The 18,018-nt window shown below is 63.1% G+C and carries 16 protein-coding genes and 1 pseudogene; 9 read left to right on the top strand and 8 right to left on the bottom strand.

The window, feature by feature from the left end; translation table 11 throughout:
• Positions 1-46 precede the first annotated feature (46 nt).
• From ACQUQO_RS06960 to ACQUQO_RS06945, 4 genes and pseudogenes are all read left to right on the top strand, one after another.
• The gene (locus ACQUQO_RS06960; RefSeq protein ID WP_435077241.1) at positions 47-1,237 is read left to right on the top strand and encodes a DUF7350 domain-containing protein; all 1,191 of its coding nucleotides are present in this window, start codon (positions 47-49) and stop codon (positions 1,235-1,237) included.
• Positions 1,237-2,085, top strand: coding sequence for a sulfite exporter TauE/SafE family protein (locus tag ACQUQO_RS06955; protein WP_435077293.1), 849 nt, complete (start codon positions 1,237-1,239; stop codon positions 2,083-2,085). Before ACQUQO_RS06960 ends, ACQUQO_RS06955 begins: the two co-directional genes overlap by 1 nt.
• A 448-nt stretch (positions 2,086-2,533) precedes the next feature.
• Positions 2,534-2,692 (top strand): annotated as a pseudogene (locus ACQUQO_RS06950) (high-potential iron-sulfur protein); the annotation flags it as partial.
• Between the two features lie 121 nt (positions 2,693-2,813).
• On the top strand, positions 2,814-3,881 hold the full coding sequence (locus tag ACQUQO_RS06945) for a ferritin-like domain-containing protein (protein ID WP_435077240.1): 1,068 nt from the start codon (positions 2,814-2,816) through the stop codon (positions 3,879-3,881).
• A gap of 59 nt (positions 3,882-3,940) precedes the next feature.
• Here the strand turns inward: ACQUQO_RS06945 and ACQUQO_RS06940 are convergent, their stop codons facing one another.
• The 3 genes from ACQUQO_RS06940 to ACQUQO_RS06930 form a co-directional block, all read right to left on the bottom strand.
• Complete coding sequence (locus ACQUQO_RS06940) at positions 3,941-4,465, bottom strand: winged helix-turn-helix transcriptional regulator (protein ID WP_435077238.1); 525 nt, start codon at positions 4,463-4,465, stop codon at positions 3,941-3,943.
• The gene (locus ACQUQO_RS06935) at positions 4,449-4,781 is read right to left on the bottom strand and encodes a DUF7471 family protein (protein WP_435077237.1); all 333 of its coding nucleotides are present in this window, start codon (positions 4,779-4,781) and stop codon (positions 4,449-4,451) included. Before ACQUQO_RS06935 ends, ACQUQO_RS06940 begins: the two co-directional genes overlap by 17 nt.
• Positions 4,782-4,969: 188 nt before the next feature.
• Positions 4,970-6,346, bottom strand: a complete 1,377-nt coding sequence (locus ACQUQO_RS06930; protein WP_435077236.1) for a hypothetical protein — start codon at positions 6,344-6,346, stop codon at positions 4,970-4,972.
• Positions 6,347-6,461: 115 nt separating this feature from the next.
• Between ACQUQO_RS06930 and ACQUQO_RS06925 the strand changes: the two genes are divergently transcribed.
• Positions 6,462-7,724 (top strand): PQQ-binding-like beta-propeller repeat protein, encoded by a 1,263-nt coding sequence (locus tag ACQUQO_RS06925; protein ID WP_435077235.1) that lies wholly within the window; start codon positions 6,462-6,464, stop codon positions 7,722-7,724.
• A gap of 166 nt (positions 7,725-7,890) precedes the next feature.
• A complete protein-coding gene (locus ACQUQO_RS06920) occupies positions 7,891-9,141 on the top strand; it encodes a PQQ-binding-like beta-propeller repeat protein (RefSeq protein WP_435077234.1) in 1,251 nt (416 codons plus the stop codon).
• Positions 9,142-9,371: 230 nt separating this feature from the next.
• Here the strand turns inward: ACQUQO_RS06920 and ACQUQO_RS06915 are convergent, their stop codons facing one another.
• The gene (locus ACQUQO_RS06915) at positions 9,372-9,839 is read right to left on the bottom strand and encodes an Hsp20/alpha crystallin family protein (RefSeq protein WP_435077233.1); all 468 of its coding nucleotides are present in this window, start codon (positions 9,837-9,839) and stop codon (positions 9,372-9,374) included.
• Positions 9,836-9,994, bottom strand: a complete 159-nt coding sequence (locus ACQUQO_RS06910; RefSeq protein WP_435077232.1) for a DUF7559 family protein — start codon at positions 9,992-9,994, stop codon at positions 9,836-9,838. Before ACQUQO_RS06910 ends, ACQUQO_RS06915 begins: the two co-directional genes overlap by 4 nt.
• A gap of 81 nt (positions 9,995-10,075) precedes the next feature.
• Between ACQUQO_RS06910 and ACQUQO_RS06905 the strand changes: the two genes are divergently transcribed.
• From ACQUQO_RS06905 to ACQUQO_RS06895, 3 genes are all read left to right on the top strand, one after another.
• A complete protein-coding gene (locus tag ACQUQO_RS06905; protein ID WP_435077231.1) occupies positions 10,076-11,764 on the top strand; it encodes a radical SAM protein in 1,689 nt (562 codons plus the stop codon).
• Between the two features lie 51 nt (positions 11,765-11,815).
• The gene (locus ACQUQO_RS06900; RefSeq protein ID WP_435077230.1) at positions 11,816-13,618 is read left to right on the top strand and encodes a flippase-like domain-containing protein; all 1,803 of its coding nucleotides are present in this window, start codon (positions 11,816-11,818) and stop codon (positions 13,616-13,618) included.
• A 377-nt stretch (positions 13,619-13,995) separates the two neighbouring features.
• Positions 13,996-16,359, top strand: coding sequence for an ATP-dependent DNA helicase (locus tag ACQUQO_RS06895; RefSeq protein ID WP_435077229.1), 2,364 nt, complete (start codon positions 13,996-13,998; stop codon positions 16,357-16,359).
• A 4-nt stretch (positions 16,360-16,363) separates the two neighbouring features.
• Here the strand turns inward: ACQUQO_RS06895 and ACQUQO_RS06890 are convergent, their stop codons facing one another.
• The 3 genes from ACQUQO_RS06890 to ACQUQO_RS06880 are packed head-to-tail and all read right to left on the bottom strand — an operon-like array spanning position 16,364 to position 17,868.
• Positions 16,364-16,504, bottom strand: coding sequence for a transporter (locus ACQUQO_RS06890; RefSeq protein ID WP_435077228.1), 141 nt, complete (start codon positions 16,502-16,504; stop codon positions 16,364-16,366).
• Between the two features lie 42 nt (positions 16,505-16,546).
• Positions 16,547-17,314, bottom strand: a complete 768-nt coding sequence (locus ACQUQO_RS06885) for a CAP domain-containing protein (RefSeq protein WP_435077227.1) — start codon at positions 17,312-17,314, stop codon at positions 16,547-16,549.
• A 44-nt stretch (positions 17,315-17,358) separates the two neighbouring features.
• On the bottom strand, positions 17,359-17,868 hold the full coding sequence (locus ACQUQO_RS06880) for an NUDIX domain-containing protein (protein WP_435077226.1): 510 nt from the start codon (positions 17,866-17,868) through the stop codon (positions 17,359-17,361).
• Positions 17,869-18,018 lie beyond the last annotated feature (150 nt).

The raw sequence follows: 18,018 nt of genomic DNA, 5'->3' as shown, positions 1-18,018 counted from the left end.
GAGATGTACCAGAATCCATTCAGGGTGGACGTTCTTACTACTGGGTATGGACCGACGGACGTTTCTTCGTACTGGGCTAGCCGGCACGGCGGCCGGCGCGGCGGCTCTCGCGGGCTGTTCGGACCTTTTCTCAGTCCAAGCCGGTGGAATCAAAGAGCGGATGCCACCGCTGCCGGAAAACCGCCCCGATGCCGTCTACTATCCCTCCCACATCGAGGGGATGAAGATGGCCGGGATGGCCAGCACGAACGCCAACGGCAGCTCGGACAGAACAGAGCGGACTCGCCCCGCCAACAACCACACGAACAACTCGACGAGTGGACAGCGGACGAACAGTGGAGGGTACAAGTGTGCGCTCACGTACAGCTACCCACACCGGTTCTGGACGGTCACCGGCAATCGGACGAAGAAGGTGACCATCGAGAACGGCGACTCGATGCATCTCATGGTGAGCGTCTGGGACCCGGAGACGAGCATCTATCCGATGGATGCGAACCCGACGATAACAGTCTCGAAAAACGGCGACTCGGTGACGACGGTCTCTCCGTGGACAATGCTCTCTCAGAACATGGGCTTCCATGCGGGCGACAACGTCCCGCTCCCCGGCGCTGGTGACTATTCGGTCACGGTCGATGTTCCGCCGACGTCCGCACGGCGGACTGGTGCGTTCGAGGGACGATTCAGTAGCCAGCAATCCTTCGAATTCGAACTCACGTATGACCCGCAGAAGATGAGCAATATCATGTTCAAGAAACTCGAAGAGAGGGCCGGCACGCGTGGAGCGGTCGATCCGATGGAAATGAAGAAGATGCCGCTTGCGCTTGCGCCGAAAAAGAGCGCGCTTCCCGGACAGTTGCTCGGGACGACACGAACCGGCGATGGTGTATTCGTTATGACGGTGCTCGATGACGCTTCACGCTTCGGTGCGGCTGAGAAGACATATCTCGCCGTGTCGGCCCGAACGCCATACAACCGATACATCCTGCCGGCGATGTCGCTGTCGGCGCAAGTGAAACGCGGCACGAAGACGGTCTTCGACGGGCCGTTGCAGGCGACGCTCGACCCGAAACTCAACTATCACTACGGGGCGGCAGTGGAGAGCATCGAAGCCGGTGATACCATCACGCTTGCCGTCGATGCGCCGCCACAGGTCGCTCGTCACGAGGGCTACGAGACCGCGTTTCTCGATATGCCATCGAAAACGCTCACGGTCGGCAGAGGAACCACACGGCAATGATGCTTGCTAGCTCGCTCGCACCCGTTGGGATAGTAATCCTCGGTCAACTATCGGGACTAGCCACGGGCGGCTACGGGCTGGCGGTGTTCTTTCTGATTGGCCTGTTCGGCGGCGCACACTGCATCGGGATGTGCGGGCCGCTGGTGGCGACCTACGCCGAGCGCATGGAGACCGATGACCGCTGGTCGGGCGCGCTCACGCTCTACGAGGTACGCCAGCACGCGCTGTTCAACCTCGGACGCACGGTTAGCTATGCACTCATCGGCGGCATCTTCGGTCTTGTCGGCGCGGCGCTCTATGGAACTGTCGAACTCGCGGGCGTGCTCGGACCGATGCAGGGCGCGATTGGTATCTTCATCGGTGGCGGAATCGTCCTCATGGGGGTTACTCGGGTGGCGGGCTACCGGCAGGGGACGGTCGAGGGCATCGTCGCCGGTACGGGGATCGGCTCGCTGTTCGCGCGCAGTTATACGGCCATCTCGACGCGCATCGACCGCTGGGTCAACGGCGTCGGTATCATGGGTCTGGGGGCGCTGCACGGTCTCCTCCCCTGCATGCTGCTCTATCCTGCCTTCCTCTACGCGTTCGCACAGGGATCGCCCCTTCATGGATTTCTCGCGCTCGGCGCGCTCGGTCTCGGTACCATTCCGAGCGTCTTCCTATATGGTACGGTCATCCAGTCGGTGAGCGCGCGCCAGCGACAGGTCGTCCACTACGGTCTCGGCGTACTGTTCATCGGTCTCGGCTACGTACTGCTGGCGATGGGTTTCATGCGTTTCGGTATCATGCTTCCACTGCCCGATATCCCCTACTATCAACCGCTTGGTGGATCCGGTAGCATGGGTTAGAACTAGTGACCGACAGACGGGTTTCGACTATTGGACCACAACGACCATCTTTCGAACGAGAGTAAGGAGCCAACGGATGAATCGGAGCACTCGGAAATCACGACGCACTGTCCTCCAACTGGCCGGTAGTGCGGCGATTGTTGGTCTCGCCGGGTGTGCCAGCAACAACGGGGCAGAGGAGCAAGGTGCAGCAACTACTAAAGCTATCGAGAGCGGAACAGATTCCGATAGTGGCGGCCGCGCCACGACAGGTGAGCCTGAAACCACACCCGGAGCGGCCGCTGGAACTGATCGTGACGATACGGCAACTGAAGGTACCGATACGAAAGCTACCAACAGCGGCACGCCCGCGTTGAGCGGTTCCGTTCCAGATGTCTATTAGACAGCGACGAGTCAAGGTGGGTCGAAACGGAGTTCGGATGCTCTCCAATCGAAAAGCGCTGTCCAGTACCAAACGCAACCGAAGAACGGCCGACAGTGTTCGGGCTGTATGTTTTATATCCCCGATAAGAATGGTGACGGACTTGGCGCATGTAGTGTCGTCGAAGGCTATATCCAGCCGACAGCGTGGTGTGCTAGCTACAGTCCATATCAAACTGACAAGTAGCGTTGGTACAATACTATTTTTTGAAAATTGATTTCGAGATATGCACCAGAAGCTACTATCCAGTGCCGGATGAACTCTTGATTTGGGTGCCCTGACCCGGAAGGGGTATCAAACAAAGACGATGAAACCAACAGAGATCTCACGCGCACTGGTCGGGAGTACTGAACGGCGAACGTTCCTCAAGACTGCCATTGGTGCGGCGGCGACTGCTGCCGCGATTCCAGCAGTGAGCACGATTGCGTCCGCACACTTTCCTGACGCACTCCGTATCAATATTGCACCGGGAAGCAACGAGAACGAGATTGATCCCGAGACGGACGACCGGGTTTCGGTAGCCATACTCCAGAGCACCTTCGTGGATGAGGAGGGAATTCTCAAAAAACCCGGAACGGAGATAACGTTCGACCCAACCGAACGTCCGGTGCGATACCGCTTCGGGACGCAGGAACTCCTTGGACAGGGCGGCGGTGCCCGTCCGATTGATGACGGCGAGGTCAGAGATGTTAACGGCGACGGCAAGGACGACCTCGTTCTTCAATTCCCGCTCGATGGAACAGGGTTCACCGGCGACGAATCCAGAGGAACGCTCTACTGGGAGCGACCGGAAACGCACCATCACGGGTTCCATGGGACGGATACCATTCATCTCCCGGACGATATGGAGGTCAGCGATATCGATATCCTGAACTACGCACTCACGCTCGAACACTTAGAAGCGGCGTATTACAACGATTTCCTCGACAGCTACTCCGAAAGCGAAGTCGAGCGTTCGGAGGTCGCGAACTACTTCGCGCGGCCGACGCTCCAGTATTCGACCTACCAGCAGATTCAGGATGTACGCGACCACGAGGAAGCCCACGTCGAGAAACTCACCAATACCATCGAGAAACTCGGCGGCAACCCCGTCGAACCGGCCAAGTATGAATTCCCGTATGATGGCATCGAGGAATTTGTTGCGCTCAGCGACCGCATCGAGGCTGTGGGTGTGTCAGCCTACGCCGGCGTTGCGCCCATGATCGACGATACGGAGGTCTTGGAGGCCGCACTCAGCATCCACAGCGTGGAAGCCAATCACCAGACCTATTTCCAGCTGCTACATCTTCAGCGACCCGCACCCGATGCATTCAATTCTGCTCGCTCGATGGACCAATTTCTCCCAATTGCTCAACAGTTTATAGCGGATCACTAACTCAGACAACGTTCTTCGGCCATTTCTCGTTCTTCGAAGGCCCGATAGTAGATGACCGGCTACCCGTCAGTCGCATCCTCTAACAATCGGTCGGTCAAGCGGATGAAGCGATCAACCATCAGCGCCGGCGACGACGGGGTGACCTCTCGCAGCAACCGCGCCGTCTCGGCGGGCCGAACGAGCGCGAGCGTGACGTGATTGCGCTCGTCGCGCTCTTTGCGGACGACGTCCTGTTCGGTGAGATGGTCAGCATGCCATTCGAGCGTGCTGCGAGCGATATCGAGGTCATCGGCTATCGTCTGTGGCCGTGTTGGTCCGCGGTCACAGAGCAGTGCGACGATATCGCCAGCGGTCTCGCGGCGCAACAGCGAGAGCGCGCCGCGTCGCCACTCGTTGCACTCGGGCGGGTAGTAGTGGGTCCGACCGTATCGCTGCTCGTCGGTTACCGCTCCCGACGAACACAGCTGCTTCAGATGGTATTGGACCTGTCCGGGTGCGAGGTCGAGCACCCGTACGAGTTCGTTGAAGTGAATGCCGGGAGCCGTGTGGATGCGCCGAGCGATTCGCTTACGAGTCTTGTTCATTGGTAGTCAGTTTCGGACGCTCGGTCATGCGGGCGTAATACACTGCGGCGAGCAACAAGGCGGCCATCACGCCGTCGAGCGCGTGTTCGATGAGGTGGTGGAACTCCATCGCAACCGTTCCATCCACGGCCAGCCCGCCGACCAGCGTGCGTCCCACCAACGTTCCGAGCGCCATCGTGATCAACAGATACGACCGCGAGCGTCGCTGTGCCAACGCAACGACACCGAGTCCGAGAACGGCCAACGAGACGATTCCCGTGATGACGAGGACGGTCGGCAGTGCAACCTCGCCGAGTAGTGCGGAGCCTCGGTTCACTCCCAAATGCAGAACGATGTTTAGTAGTTTCATCTCAGAACGTCACCTCCCACTTCACGCAAGCGAGCGCACCCGTACCGGACCCAGCAACAAGGGCGTCCTGAAGGTGACGACTCCGCCGTTCCATTGCCCACGATTGGGTGGTCGCGCGAATAACCATTCTGGTGTGCGAGTCGAATCACGAGCTGTCACGAGACGACCGGCCGCGAGATGATCCACAGCGAGAGCACCGTATAGCCCACCATCAGTGCCACGAGCGGGAGGTGTGCCCGTCTGGCTCGGGAGAGCGTCTCGTAGCGCTCGACCGCCACAGAGTGAGCGGCCACGACGGCGATGATATGTCCGGCGACGATGAGCAGCACCTGTGACCCCCAGAACACCGGGACAGACAGCCACCAGAGCAGACTGATCGGTTCCATCGGAGAGACGGCGAGCGACCACGCGACGGCCGCGAGCCGCCCGAGCCGCTCGACGACGAACGGATAGTTGTGGGCGACCTCGTAGGCCGCGGCAATCGGTAGTATCGTCGGTGCGAACGCGACGGCCGTCCCCCGCCATCCACCACTCCCACTGACGGTCTCCATCGCCATGCTGACGCCGACGAACGCCGCGATGAATCCAGCCAATCCGAGGACGTACACGAGCACGCTCGTTCCGGGACCGGTCGCGAGCAGGTCCCGGAGACCGAACAGGAGACTCTGGAACTCCGGCGTGTTCGTAAAGCCATCGAAGCTCACCGTGTAGACCGTGGCGACGACGAACGCGACGAGGCCGAACCGCTCGATGGGACGCGTACAGCCGGTCCACGGCGGCCGAAACACGACCCGGTAGCCGTCATCCGCCGCGACGAACTCCACTGGAGCAACCCGCCCGAACAGTCGATAGAGCACCGATAGCGCATCGGCATGGCGAAACCACTCCCGACCGAAGGCGACCGCACCGAGAACCATCGCCGCGGCATACCCGGCGATGACGACCGCCGTCGCCGCCGGTGAACGTGGAACGACCGTGAGGTTCTCGAAGATACCGATGCCGACGACGAATCCCCCGAATGCGGGCCAATAGCCGAGCCACGACGGATACGCATCGAACAGCGCGATGTCGCTTCCCTCGATTCGCACCAGCCCGTCGTAGAGCGTCCGCCACGGCGAGAGTACGCGCCACGGGCTCCCGACGAGAATCGCAAGCAGGCCGACGCCTTTGAACCACACTGCCCAGACGAACACCGTTGCGAAGTTCTCGGCAGCGATCTGCGGACCGAAGAAGCCGCGAACGATAACGACGAGAAATCCGCCGAAGAAGACCGCTCGTGCCCCGTATCGTACGAGCGTTGCGAGGTTCGTCGGAATTACGAACACGGGCTGCGTCCGCACCACCGTCGAGCGCTCACCCGTTATCGCAAGCCATGCCGCCGTGGCGGCGACCGTGACTCCTGCACCGCCGAACAGCAAAGAAAGCGGGATCGGTGCGGTGAAGCGTGAACTCTGAATCTGATGGGCACTCGTGACGCCGACAAACGCCGTGAGTGCGACCAGCACGATGAATACGGTCCGGCGCTTGTCCATGCCCTTGCTCGCGTTGGAACAGCAAAGAGACCGTTGATACGCCCCATTGGTTCGATTCTCGAATTCGCTCATCTCACGGATAGTCTTATCCCACCCGGGTCATACGTGAGTGCCAATGCGCTTGCGGACCGTGATGGCGGCACTCGTTGTTTTCGCAGGACTAGCCGGTGCCGCAGCGTTCGGAGTGGTTGGTCCGAGTGACACTGGGGGTAACAGCGTCGACAATGGAACGCTTACCGAACTATGGGTGAGTGACCCGCCGGCGATGCTCGAATCCAATCACCATACGCCGGCCGTCGCCGCCATCGATGGGGAATCGTTCGTTGCCGTGCCCATCAACAGCCGACAAGGTGAGACGTGTCTGCTCACGGTGCTTAACGGAAGCGGCGAACAACGCTGGCAGCAATCCATCGCCTCGGAAGCCTGTACGATCCATTCGGTATCGGACCCGACAATCGCCGACTTCGACGGCGACGGCGACCACGAGGTGATCGCCGCAACCAGCACGAAAGACCTCGTTGCCTACGATCTCCAGACTGGACGCGAAGAGTTCCGACACCGACTCACCTCGTATGGCTACTCGAAGCCGCTCATCGCCGACATCCTCCCGGCAGATGGTAACGAAACCATCGTCGCCGATCTCCTCGGCGGAGTGTTTGCCTTCCGGCAGAACGGGACCCTCGCGTGGCGAGAAAAGTTTGCCGACGCACAGGTTCGTCAGCCAGCAGTTGCTGATTTTGACGCCGACAACGACCCAGAGATAGCGATTGGCCAGTTGAGCGGGAAAGCAACCGTGCTCGAACGTAACGGCAGCGTCGCGTGGCAGCGGAACCTCCCGAACGCAACGACGACGAAATGGATGACGACTGGACAGGCCGACAGCGACGCAGCGACTGAGTTGGTGTTTGCAAGCTTTTTCGGTGAAGTGACGATGCTCGATGGCGAAAATAGCTCAGTTGAATGGCAACGGAACGTCAGCGCCAGAGGGGCGACCGTCAAGGCATTCGGTGATGGCGATAGCGATGGTGACCCGGAGGTCTATGCTGCCGCAAGAGACGGGACGCTCAGAAGCTTCACCGCATCAAATGGAAGCGTCGAATGGAAAACGACACTCACGACCGAAGAGGGTGTGTACGTTATGGCACCGCCGAGCATGGGCGACCTTGATGGAAACGGTGACCCCGAACTCGTCGCCGTGACTGGCACGGGTCTCATTGCAGTCGTCGACCCGGAAACCGGCGAGATAGTCGATTCGTACAAACGCGATGTCCCGATCAATACGTTCCCCCGAGTCGCTGATTTCGACAACGACGGTCGGGAGGAAATCTTCGTCATCTACGGCGATGCTCGTGTCGTTGCGCTTTCGTACGCCGCGTAGCCGAATACAGCACTTGTAGAACCGAAATACCCCGACCAGCCCACCGTCCACAGCTCACAATATCGACCAATCATAGCAACGACCGAACCAGCCAGTGAGTAGTACGGTTCTCGAATCGGTCGGTTCAACACGAGACCTTATTCGCAACCGGGCGATACGCGAGCGCATGCAGGCGCGGACCGTCGTGGCGGTGGTGCTCCTCATTTCAGTGCTCGCTGGAACCGCGGTCGTCGGGTACAGCAGCCTCAGCAGTTCCAGCGGCACGCTTGACGAACGATGGGTGAGCAACACGTCCACTGATATCCTCGGGAACCATCATGCGCCCGCAGCCGGAAAGGTCGACGGCAAAGGGATGGTGTTCGCGCCGGTCAGCGGGGGTGGAGACACCAGTAGCTGCCGGCTCGTGGCGATGACCGCCGACAGCGCCACGCCACAGTGGCGGTATACGGTCCCGCCGGCGAACTGTACGATTCACTCGGTCGCCGACCCGACGCTCGCCGATTTCGACAATGACGGGACGAAAGAGGTCGTCGCCACTACGACCGAAGACATCGTCACCGCTCTTGACCCCAAAACCGGGAGACAGGAGTTCACGTACAACCTCACCGACTACGGCTACACCCAACCCCTCGTCGCGGACGTGACCGGCAACGCTACCGACGAAATCGTCGTCGTCGACTTCCGCGGGACGGCCTTCGTGCTTCGACCCAATGGAACCGCGGTCTGGACCCGGAAACTCGACTCGCAGACCGAAGCCCAACCCGCGGTCGCCGATTTCACTGGCGACAACGACAATGAGATAGCCGTCGGGACCGGCCAGAAAGTCGTCCTGTTGGACGAGAACGGAACGGTCAGATGGAACCGAACGACACCGTTCGAGACGTCGATCACGTGGATGACGACCGGGCAGGCCGATGGCGACGAAGCGGTCGAGATCGTCGCTGCGACGTTCGGCGGACGGGTGGTCGCGCTCGACGGCGAACGCGGGGCGGTGCAGTGGCGAAAGGACCTCGGTGAATTGGCGGCGGTACATGCATTTGGTGACGGTGATGAAGACGGAGCTGCCGAGGTCTATGCGACCGCCAAGGACGGCAAACTCAGGAGTATCAACGCGAGCGATGGTACCGTCGAGTGGACGACTCAACTCACCACCGAGGACGTGCCGATGACGCCACCACCGAGCATGGGCGATATCGACGGTGATGGCGACCCCGAGGTGGTGGCGGTAACGAACAACGGCATCGTCTCGGTGGTTGACCCTGGCACAGGGAACGTGCGCGCCACCTACGAGCGAAACGTGCCGGTATACGTCCATCCGACGATTGCGAACACGGACGACGACCGGGCAGCGGAGCTATATACGATCTACGGCGACGGTCGCGTTGTCGCGCTTTCGTACGAGACCGAAGGGCAATAGCGGTTTCCTTTGGCATAGATTATATATACTATTGTACAGAAGTGGGTGAATATCGACCGGCCGAAGACGCCGGACAGCAACTGGATATTCGAGCTGCGTTTCCGAGACGGATCTGTCCGACAGTATAGAAGCTCGAACGGTTCGACTGCGGTCGGATACACGGCGACCGTGGTATACCGGGTCGACTCGACTTCGGATGTTCGTGATCGAAGACTGGTCGCGCGAGTGTCTCACTTCGAACCGCTGGCGTCCTCGTCGCTCCGCTCGTCGATGACGTCTGTTTCGCTCCCTTCGTCGGCCGAAATCCGTATCGGTCCGTCCTCAGTTCCCTCGACTTTCGGCAGTTCGACTTCGAGCGTCCCCTCGGCGGTGAGCGTCGCGGTGGCTGCGTCGGGGTCCACTGTCGCCTCGGCGGGAAGTCGCACGCTTCCATCGAGCGAGAGGCCGCGCCCAGGAAAGCGCATCTCGAAGCCCTCGCGGTGTTCGCGGCTGCGGTCGATGCGGACGTGGACCGAACCGTCGGAGAACCGGACCTGTACGTCGGCGGCACTCGCGTCGGGCGCGTCGAAGACGACGAGATAGGCGTCGTCGCTTTCGAGGAGGTCCGTCGGCAGCGGGCGGCGCTCCTGGGCGCGGCCCGCGAAGCGACCGACGCCGTCGAGCACAGTGTTGCGCAGCGACTCACCGACGCTGGTCACAGTTCGACCTCCCGGAGTGTGTCGGTTGCGGTGCAGTACGGACACTGGAAGTCGCTAACACCCACGTCGTCGGGCATGTCGTAGGTGTAGTGCATTTCGAACATGTCGAGTTCGCAGTCGTCGTTTTCACAGACCACTTCGAGCGTTGCGGGCATACCTCCCGTAGTCCCGCGCGGCCTATCAACCCCACGGGTCGTGAGAGTGGGAGTTTTAGGTCGCGACGCTCTTGTCCCTCCATGACCGACCCAGCCACGCTCGACGTCACCCTCATCGATGGATACGTCGACGAACCCGCCCACTTCGGTGTGCCGCCGTACATCTCGACGTATCCCAGATTCACCGCCGGCGCGCTCGTCGATGCGGGCGTTTCCGAAGAGCGCATCACCTACCACACCATCGACGAACTGCGCGACGAGCGGGAAAACTGGCGCGACGTGGCCGACGCCGACCTGATGATATATCTGGGAGGAATGACCGTTCCGGGCAAGTATGTGGGTGGGACGCCCGCCGAACCCGACGAGGTCCGCGAACTCGCATGGGTCGCCGAAGGAACGAGCCTGATGGGCGGCCCAGTCCGATTCGGCGTCGGCGAGGAGAACGCTGGCGGACAGGAAACCGAGCGGAAAGACTTGGATTTCGAGTTCGTCGCCAAAGGCGACGTCGAGGCTGCCGCCCACGACCTCGTCACGAATGGCTTGGAGGAGTTCGGCAACCGGATGCGTGACGTCGATGAGGTCACGCGGTGGGCACGAGAGGGCGCGTTCGTCGTCGAACAGCACCCGAACCATCCCGAGTACCTCATCTGCGAACTCGAAACCTCGCGGGGCTGTGCCTACCGGTGTTCGTTCTGTACCGAACCCCTGTATGGCAACCCGGCCTTCCGTCCGCCCGACTCCGTTGTCGGAGAGGTCGATGCGCTTGCCGACCGGGGCGTGAAACACTTCCGGCTCGGACGGCAGGCCGACCTGCTCGCCTACGGCGGTGATGGCGAGGCCCCGAACCCCGACGCGCTGCGGGAACTCTATGCGGGAATCCGCGACGTTGTGCCGGGCCTCGAAACGCTGCATCTCGACAACATCAACCCCGTCACCATCGTGCGCTGGCCCGAACAGTCCAGAGAGGGGCTTAGTATCATCGCCGAACACAACACGCCCGGCGACACGGCCGCCTTCGGTCTCGAAAGCGCCGACCCGGTCGTGCAGGAACAGAACGAACTCAATGTGACCGCCGACGAGTGCTTTCGCGCCATCGAAATCGTCAACGAGGAGGCGGGCTGGCGACCGGACGACAATCGCTTGCCGAAACTGCTGCCCGGCATCAACCTCCTGCACGGATTGCAGGGCGAGCGCGAGAAGACCTTCGAGTTGAACAAGCAGTTCCTCCACCGGGTCTACGACGCCGGTCTGTCGCTCCGCCGCGTCAACATCCGGCAGGTGATGGCCTTCGATGGGACCGAGATGAGCGAGACCGGCACCCAAATCGCCGACGACCACAAGAAGCAGTTCAAGCAGTACAAAACGGAAGTCCGCGAGGAGATCGACAACCCGATGCTGCAACGGGTCGCCCCCGCCGGCACCCTGCTGCCGGACGTGCATCTCGAATACCACCAGGACGGCAAGACCTTCGGCCGACAGCTCGGGACCTATCCCCTGCTGGTGGCGATTCCGGGCGAACATGACCTCGGGAGAACGGTCGACGTGGCCGTGACCGACCACGGCTATCGGTCGGTTTCGGGCGTGCCCGCGCCGCTCGACCTCAATCGTGCCTCGATGGACGAACTCGCGGCGCTGCCCGGTCTCGGCAGCCAGCGCGCTGGCACACTCGTGGTGAATCGGCCCTACGACTCGACTGCCGAGGCCAGCGACGCACTCGGCGTCGAGCTACCGGGCTTTGCGACGGCCCGAGCACCCGAGAGCGCGGACTGATTCCGTGCTGAAGCCAGAAGGGCTTTGTCGGTGGCTGATTCACTCGAACCAATGAGTACGGTCGAGGTGAGTGTCGTCCTGCCTGCCTACGATGAGGAGGCGACGCTGGCCGCGACCGTCGAAACCACGCTCGACACCCTCGAATCGTTCCTTCCTGAGGGAACCTTTGAGGTCCTGGTCGCCGAGGACGGCTGCACCGACGACACGCCCGATATCGCCGCCCGCCTCGCCCGCGAAGACGAGCGCGTGCGACATGTCCACAGCGACGAGCGACTGGGCCGCGGCGGCGCGCTCGAACGTGCCTTTCGAGCGGCCCGCGGCGAGACGTTCGCGTATTTCGACACCGACCTCGCGACGGACATGCGCCACCTCGAAGAACTCGTCACGAGTGTGCATTCGGGCGAGTGCGACATCGCCACCGGCTCGCGCCTGCTCGCGGCGAGCGATGCCGACCGACCAGCCAACCGCGACGTGCCGAGTCGCACCTATAACGGGCTCGTCCGACTGTTCCTGCGCTCGTCGGTCCGCGACCACCAATGTGGATTCAAGGCCTTCGACCGCACAGTGCTGGAATCGCTGCTCGCCGATGTCGAGGACGACCACTGGTTCTGGGACACCGAACTCCTCGTGCGCGCCCAGCGCGCGGGCTATCGCGTTCACGAATTTCCCGTCGAGTGGACGCCGAAGGGCGACACGACCGTGGATTTCGTCCGTGACGTGCTCGGCATGGGCAGCGGCGTGTTGCGCACGTGGTGGCAACTCGCCGTCGCGCCGCGAATCACCCGGCGTGTCACGCTCGCGGCCGGCACGCTACTCACGCTGTTCGCCATCGCGCTGATGCCACAGTACATCGATGTCTCGCGGATGCTCGCCGAGATCCAAACCGCCAATCCCGCGCTCGTCCTCGCGGCGGCGCTCGTCTACGTGCTCTCGTGGCCGATTCGCGGCGCGCGCTATCGGGACATCCTCGACGAGTTGGGATACACCGAAGGACTGGGCTTCCTCACGGGCGCGGTGTTCATCTCCCAGACGGGGAATCTGGTCTTCCCAGCGCGGGCGGGCGACGCCGTCCGAGCCTACGTCGTCAAGACGCGCCGGCGTGTGCCCTATCCCACTGGATTCGCCTCGCTGGCCGTCGAGCGGGTCTTCGACCTGCTCACCATCACGCTGCTCGCTGGCGTCGTCCTCGTCGGACTTGCGGCGACCGGCATCACGAGCCTCGCGGGACTGGGTGCAGCCGTCACCGAGGGCAATCGGAGCGGTCGCGTCGCCCTGCTGGTCGCCAGCACGGTCGGATTGGCTGCCATCGTGCTCGTCGGAGCCATCGTCGCCAGCGCGCGCTCCGAACGCAATCTCGTCCGTCACGGGGTCCGAAAAGTGAGTTCCGACGCCTACGCCGACCGCGTCGCGGGCGTCATCGAGCGCTTCGTCGGCGACGTCCAAACCGTTGCGGGCGACCGCGGCGCGTTCGCCCGCATCGGCGCGAGCAGCGTCGCCATCTGGACGCTCGACGTCATCACCGCACTCCTCGTCTTCGCCGCTTTCGACGTGGCGCTCCCGCTCACGACGCTCGTCGCCGTCGGCTTTTTCGCCGTGAGCGTCGGCAACCTCGCCAAGGTGCTCCCGCTCTCGCCGGGCGGTCTCGGTCTCTACGAAGGCGCGTTCAGCCTGCTCGTCGTCGGCCTGACGTCGGTCGCCACGCCCGTCGCCCTCGGCGCGGCCATCGTCGACCACGCGGTGAAGAACATCGTCACCGTCGTCGGCGGTCTCGCCTCGATGGTCGTGCTCAACGTCTCGCTCACCACCGCCGTCGAGGAAGGGAGGGATGTGGAGGCGACGCCGACCGACGACTAGGAACCCACCTTTTTACTCGTCGGGTGCGCTCGCTCGTTTCACTCGCTCGCCCACCACTCCTTGAAAAATCTGGACCAAAAACTTCCGCTCACTCGCCTGCGGCTCACTCGCGGCGAACCGCGCTCACTCCGTTCGCGCGGACACCTTCCGAACTACCGCACAGCACCACCGAAGCCCTCGGCAGCGAGGCGCAAAGCGCCTCGAAACGGGCGAGCGGGGAGGTACGACCCGCGAGCCGCGCGAAGCAGTCTCGCCCTTCATCCACCGAGGAACCGCACCCGCACGGCGGCCGCATCGCCGCCGCAGCCGCACCGCTGCCGCCACGCTACCGCGAGCGAAGTCCTATAACGAATGGCGCACAACTCCGACCATGACCGATGAGCGGTAAGGAATCCGCCGCAGCCACCCACGGGGGGGAGTCGAGTTGGCGCACGCTGTTCGGCTACGAGCAGCCTTACGACAGCCAAGCCGACGCCATCGAGACGGCCATCGAGACGGGGGCCGAGGGCGGCTATCTCGTCATGGAGGGAGCCTGTGGCACGGGCAAGACGATGGCCGCGCTCACCGCCGCCGGGACGCTGCTGCGGGAGAGCGACCGCTACGACAACGTCCTCGTCGTGACGCCGGTCAAACAGCAGCGCCGGCAGTTCATCGAGGACCTGCGGACCATCAACGCCGACCGTGAGGACCCGTTTGCCGGACTCGCTCTCGTCGGTAAACCCGACCTCTGTCCCTACGAGCGCGCCGGCGCGTTCGACCGGGGCACACAGGACGCCTGCGAGGACCTCCGGGAGAACACCGCCGGACTGGTCGCCCACGACGGCGGTGGTGACGTCTGGTGGGACAGCGCCCGTGCGGGCGAACTCGTCGCCGAGGCTCGCACCGATGCCGACTCGTGGCGCACGCTCGACGACAACCTCGCAACGGCCGACCAGACGGCACCCTACCCCACTGCACGGCCGACTGCCCCGGACTCGCTCAACGAGGGTGACCAGCCCTACTGTCCGTTCGAGGCCGACTGGTACGCCCGCGAGAAATCTTCACCTGTTGACTTCGCCGACGACGAACACCACGTCGTCACCACCGACGAACTGCTCGCCGGTGCCGTTCCGGCGGGAACCTGCCCACACCGCGCGATGGGGACGCTGCTCGACGATGCCGACGTGGTGGTGGGCAACTACAACCATCTGTTCGACCCCCGAACGCGCGCGCTCACCGACGGCGTGGTGGACGAGCGCACGTTCGTCATCGTCGACGAGGCCCACAGACTCGAAGGGCGCGTCCGGGACCTCCTGAGCGACCGCATGGGCATCCAGTCGCTCCGGCGCGCGCGAAACGATATTTCCCATCTCCGCACGCTCGCGGGCCAATCGCGCGACCACCGCGAGGAGGTCGCCACACAGCTCGCCACCTACGAGGTTTCGACTGAGGACCTCCAACGAGCGAGCGCGTTCTTCGACGACACCATCGACTGGCTCGACCGCCGCGTCGAGCGGTATCTCGGGGATGAATACGGCGACCTCGACCGTGCAGCCGAACAGGGGCGACTGCCCGACGACATCGAAATCCCGCTTCGAGACCCCGAAACCGACGAAAGTGACGAATTCTCAGAATGGGCGAACGAGCAGTATTCGCCCGCGTTCTGTAAATCCCTCCATACTGTGGGTGCGGCCGTCGCGGACGCCCTCGACACGCTCAGCCCCGAACGCTCGACAGTCTGTGGCGACGTCGGCCGACTCGTGACCCGATGGTGGACGCGCGACCACGCGAGCTACTTCCGGGAAATCACCCTCTCGCGGACCGACCGCGAGCACGTCGATGGCTGGGAGAGCGAATACACCGCAGGACTGGTCTGCTACGACTGTCTTCCGGCCGAAGACCTCCGCGAGCGATTCGGCGACCTCGGCGGGGGCGTGTTGATGAGCGCCACGCTCGAACCGATGGACGTTCTCCGAGAGTGTGTGGGTCTCGACCGCCTCGTCGAGAACGGCGACGAAGGCGAAGAGGAGCGACCCATCGCCACACGGACCTATGACCTCACCTATCCCGAAGACAACCGTGCGAGTTGGATCGTCGACGCACCAGCCTTCACCGCACGCAATCGCGGACCGCCCGACGGCGAGAGCGAGGTCCGCGAGACCTACGCCTACGCGCTCCGGGAACTCGTCCGCAGCCCGGGCAACGTACTGGTCTGTATGCCGAGCTACCGCGAGGCCGCGTGGGCGCACGACCGGCTCGCCGATGCGGTGGCGAAACCCGTCCTCCGCGACGAGCCATCGAGCGACGAACAGACGGAGAAACTCAAACGGGAGTTTTTCGCCGGCAACGGGAAGGTCCTCGTCACCTCCACACGCGGGACGCTCACCGAGGGCGTCGATTACGACGGCGAAAAACTCAGCGCGTGTGCGGTCGTCGGCGTCCCACTCGTGAACGTCGCCTCACCGCGGATTCGAGCGGTGCGGCGGGCCTACGGTGCGGCCTTCGGCGAGGAGCGCGCCTTCGAGTACGCGCTCACGGTGCCCGCCGTGCGCCGCGCGCGACAGGCCATCGGACGGGTCATCAGGGGTCCCGAAGAGGTCGGAGTGCGCGCCCTCATCGACGAGCGCTACACGCCCGACGCACCCCGGTCGGTGTACGAGTACCTTCCGCCCGCCGAACGCGACGAGTGGCGCACGATGACGCCGATGTTTCTCGATTCCCAGTTGAGTGGGTTCTGGGACGGTCACGCGCGGCCCGACTGAACCCTCAGTTGTCGTCGCCGACGAACCGGAGCGCCACGCCCGCGATGATGACACCCACACCGGCAACGGCGCTCAGAATGGGTGGGACGGGTAGGAAGAGCAGGACGACACCGACGAGTATCAACCACGTCGAACGACTGACCATGCGCGGACTGCGAGGACGGACCACATACCGTTTGTGGTCGGTTCAACAGAAGTTCTGGGTTGCGTACACCCGGGTCCGGCCGTCGACCCGTTCGATGTGGATGCCGATGGCCTCGCGCTCCCAGTAGGGTTTGAGCAGGTTCTTCCGGTGGCTCGTCGAATTCATCCAGCCGTTGACGATGCCGCGAGCGAGTTCCTCGGGTGAATCGTACTCGACTGTCCGATTGCCCATCGCAACCGGCGCGTCGTAGTAGGTGTAGAGGATGTTCTCGCCGCCGGTCGCGTACTGGAAGGTTCCGGTTTTGACGCGACACTGGTAGTCGAACCGGCGGTAGCGGTCAGCGAGCGTCTCGCCGTCGGGACCCACATGCGAGAAGTAGCTCCGATTCGCCATGTCGGCGCTGTGATAGCGTGCGACCGCCCGGAGGTCGGTGTCGAAGGTCAAATTGGATTTTCCGCGCTCGGCGCGCTCGGCGTTGACATACCGATGGACGAGATATTCGAGTTCCGTTCCGTTGAGTTCGGCCGTGCTCGACGCCGGAACGGTCGGCGCGTCGCTCGCGTCGGTATCGTTCTGTATGCCCACATCGGAGATACCACCAATGCCTCCACCGCCGGCATCGCCGAGCGCGTCGATATCACCGACATCGGAGGAGACACCGAGGTCGCCGAGCACCTCGTCCACTCCCGTATCGGCTGGCAGACCGCCGAGGGCGAAGCTGGCGGCGAAAGCGACGACCGCGAGCACGAACGCGACGCGAACGAGGACCGAAAGCAGCCATCCGACCCCCCGCAGCAGCGAACGAACCATTCGCCGCCGATAGGCTCCCGGTGGCCATGTATCTGTCTCTCGATTCAGATGGCCAGCACGCCCGCATCGAGGCGGTCGGTCGGGCGGCTACTGCGCCACCGTACGGGACTTTCGGTACACTCGACGCGCTCGTCGGGACCGCACGAGCCGACGAAGCGCACGACGAGACAGTATATCTGTGGGCGCTCGCGGTCGGTCTCGTCGCCGATGCCGACGATGGTGACCCGCTCGACGGATTCGATGGTACAGGCGATGCCGGTCGCCTCGCGCACGTTGCGTTTGGCTCCCGCTTCGAGCGATTCGCCGGTCTCGACCGGCCCGCGCGGACAGGCCCACTCGCCACCGCGGTCGCGAACCAGCAACACCTCCTCGGCATCGTTCGTCACGTGTACGCCCGCTGCCGCTCGCTCGGTCTCCTCGGCGTCGGCCGCCCGCTCGTAGCGCCCCGCAGGCACGGTCCAACCGAGCTGGTGGACCGGTGCTGAGCCATAGGTGTCCTCCAGCCGGTCGAGCTGGTTCGTCACCCACTGTTCTGACCGTTCGGCGTCGTCCATATCTCCACACGGTATCGACTCACAATAAAGCCGGAGGTTCGTTCAGCCTCGTGTGAACTCGTTTCACGCCGTTTTGCCCGATTTCATCCCGATTTGGCGGCCCACTCGGACGTGTTCGTCGGGGATTCGGTGATTGCGGTGTAGCTGCAA

It is taken from the genome of Halococcus sp. AFM35 (assembly GCF_051195015.1).
Classification (GTDB): domain Archaea; phylum Halobacteriota; class Halobacteria; order Halobacteriales; family Halococcaceae; genus Halococcus.
Note: the sequence above shows the minus strand (reverse complement) of the source record. Positions and strands in the feature narration are given on the sequence as shown.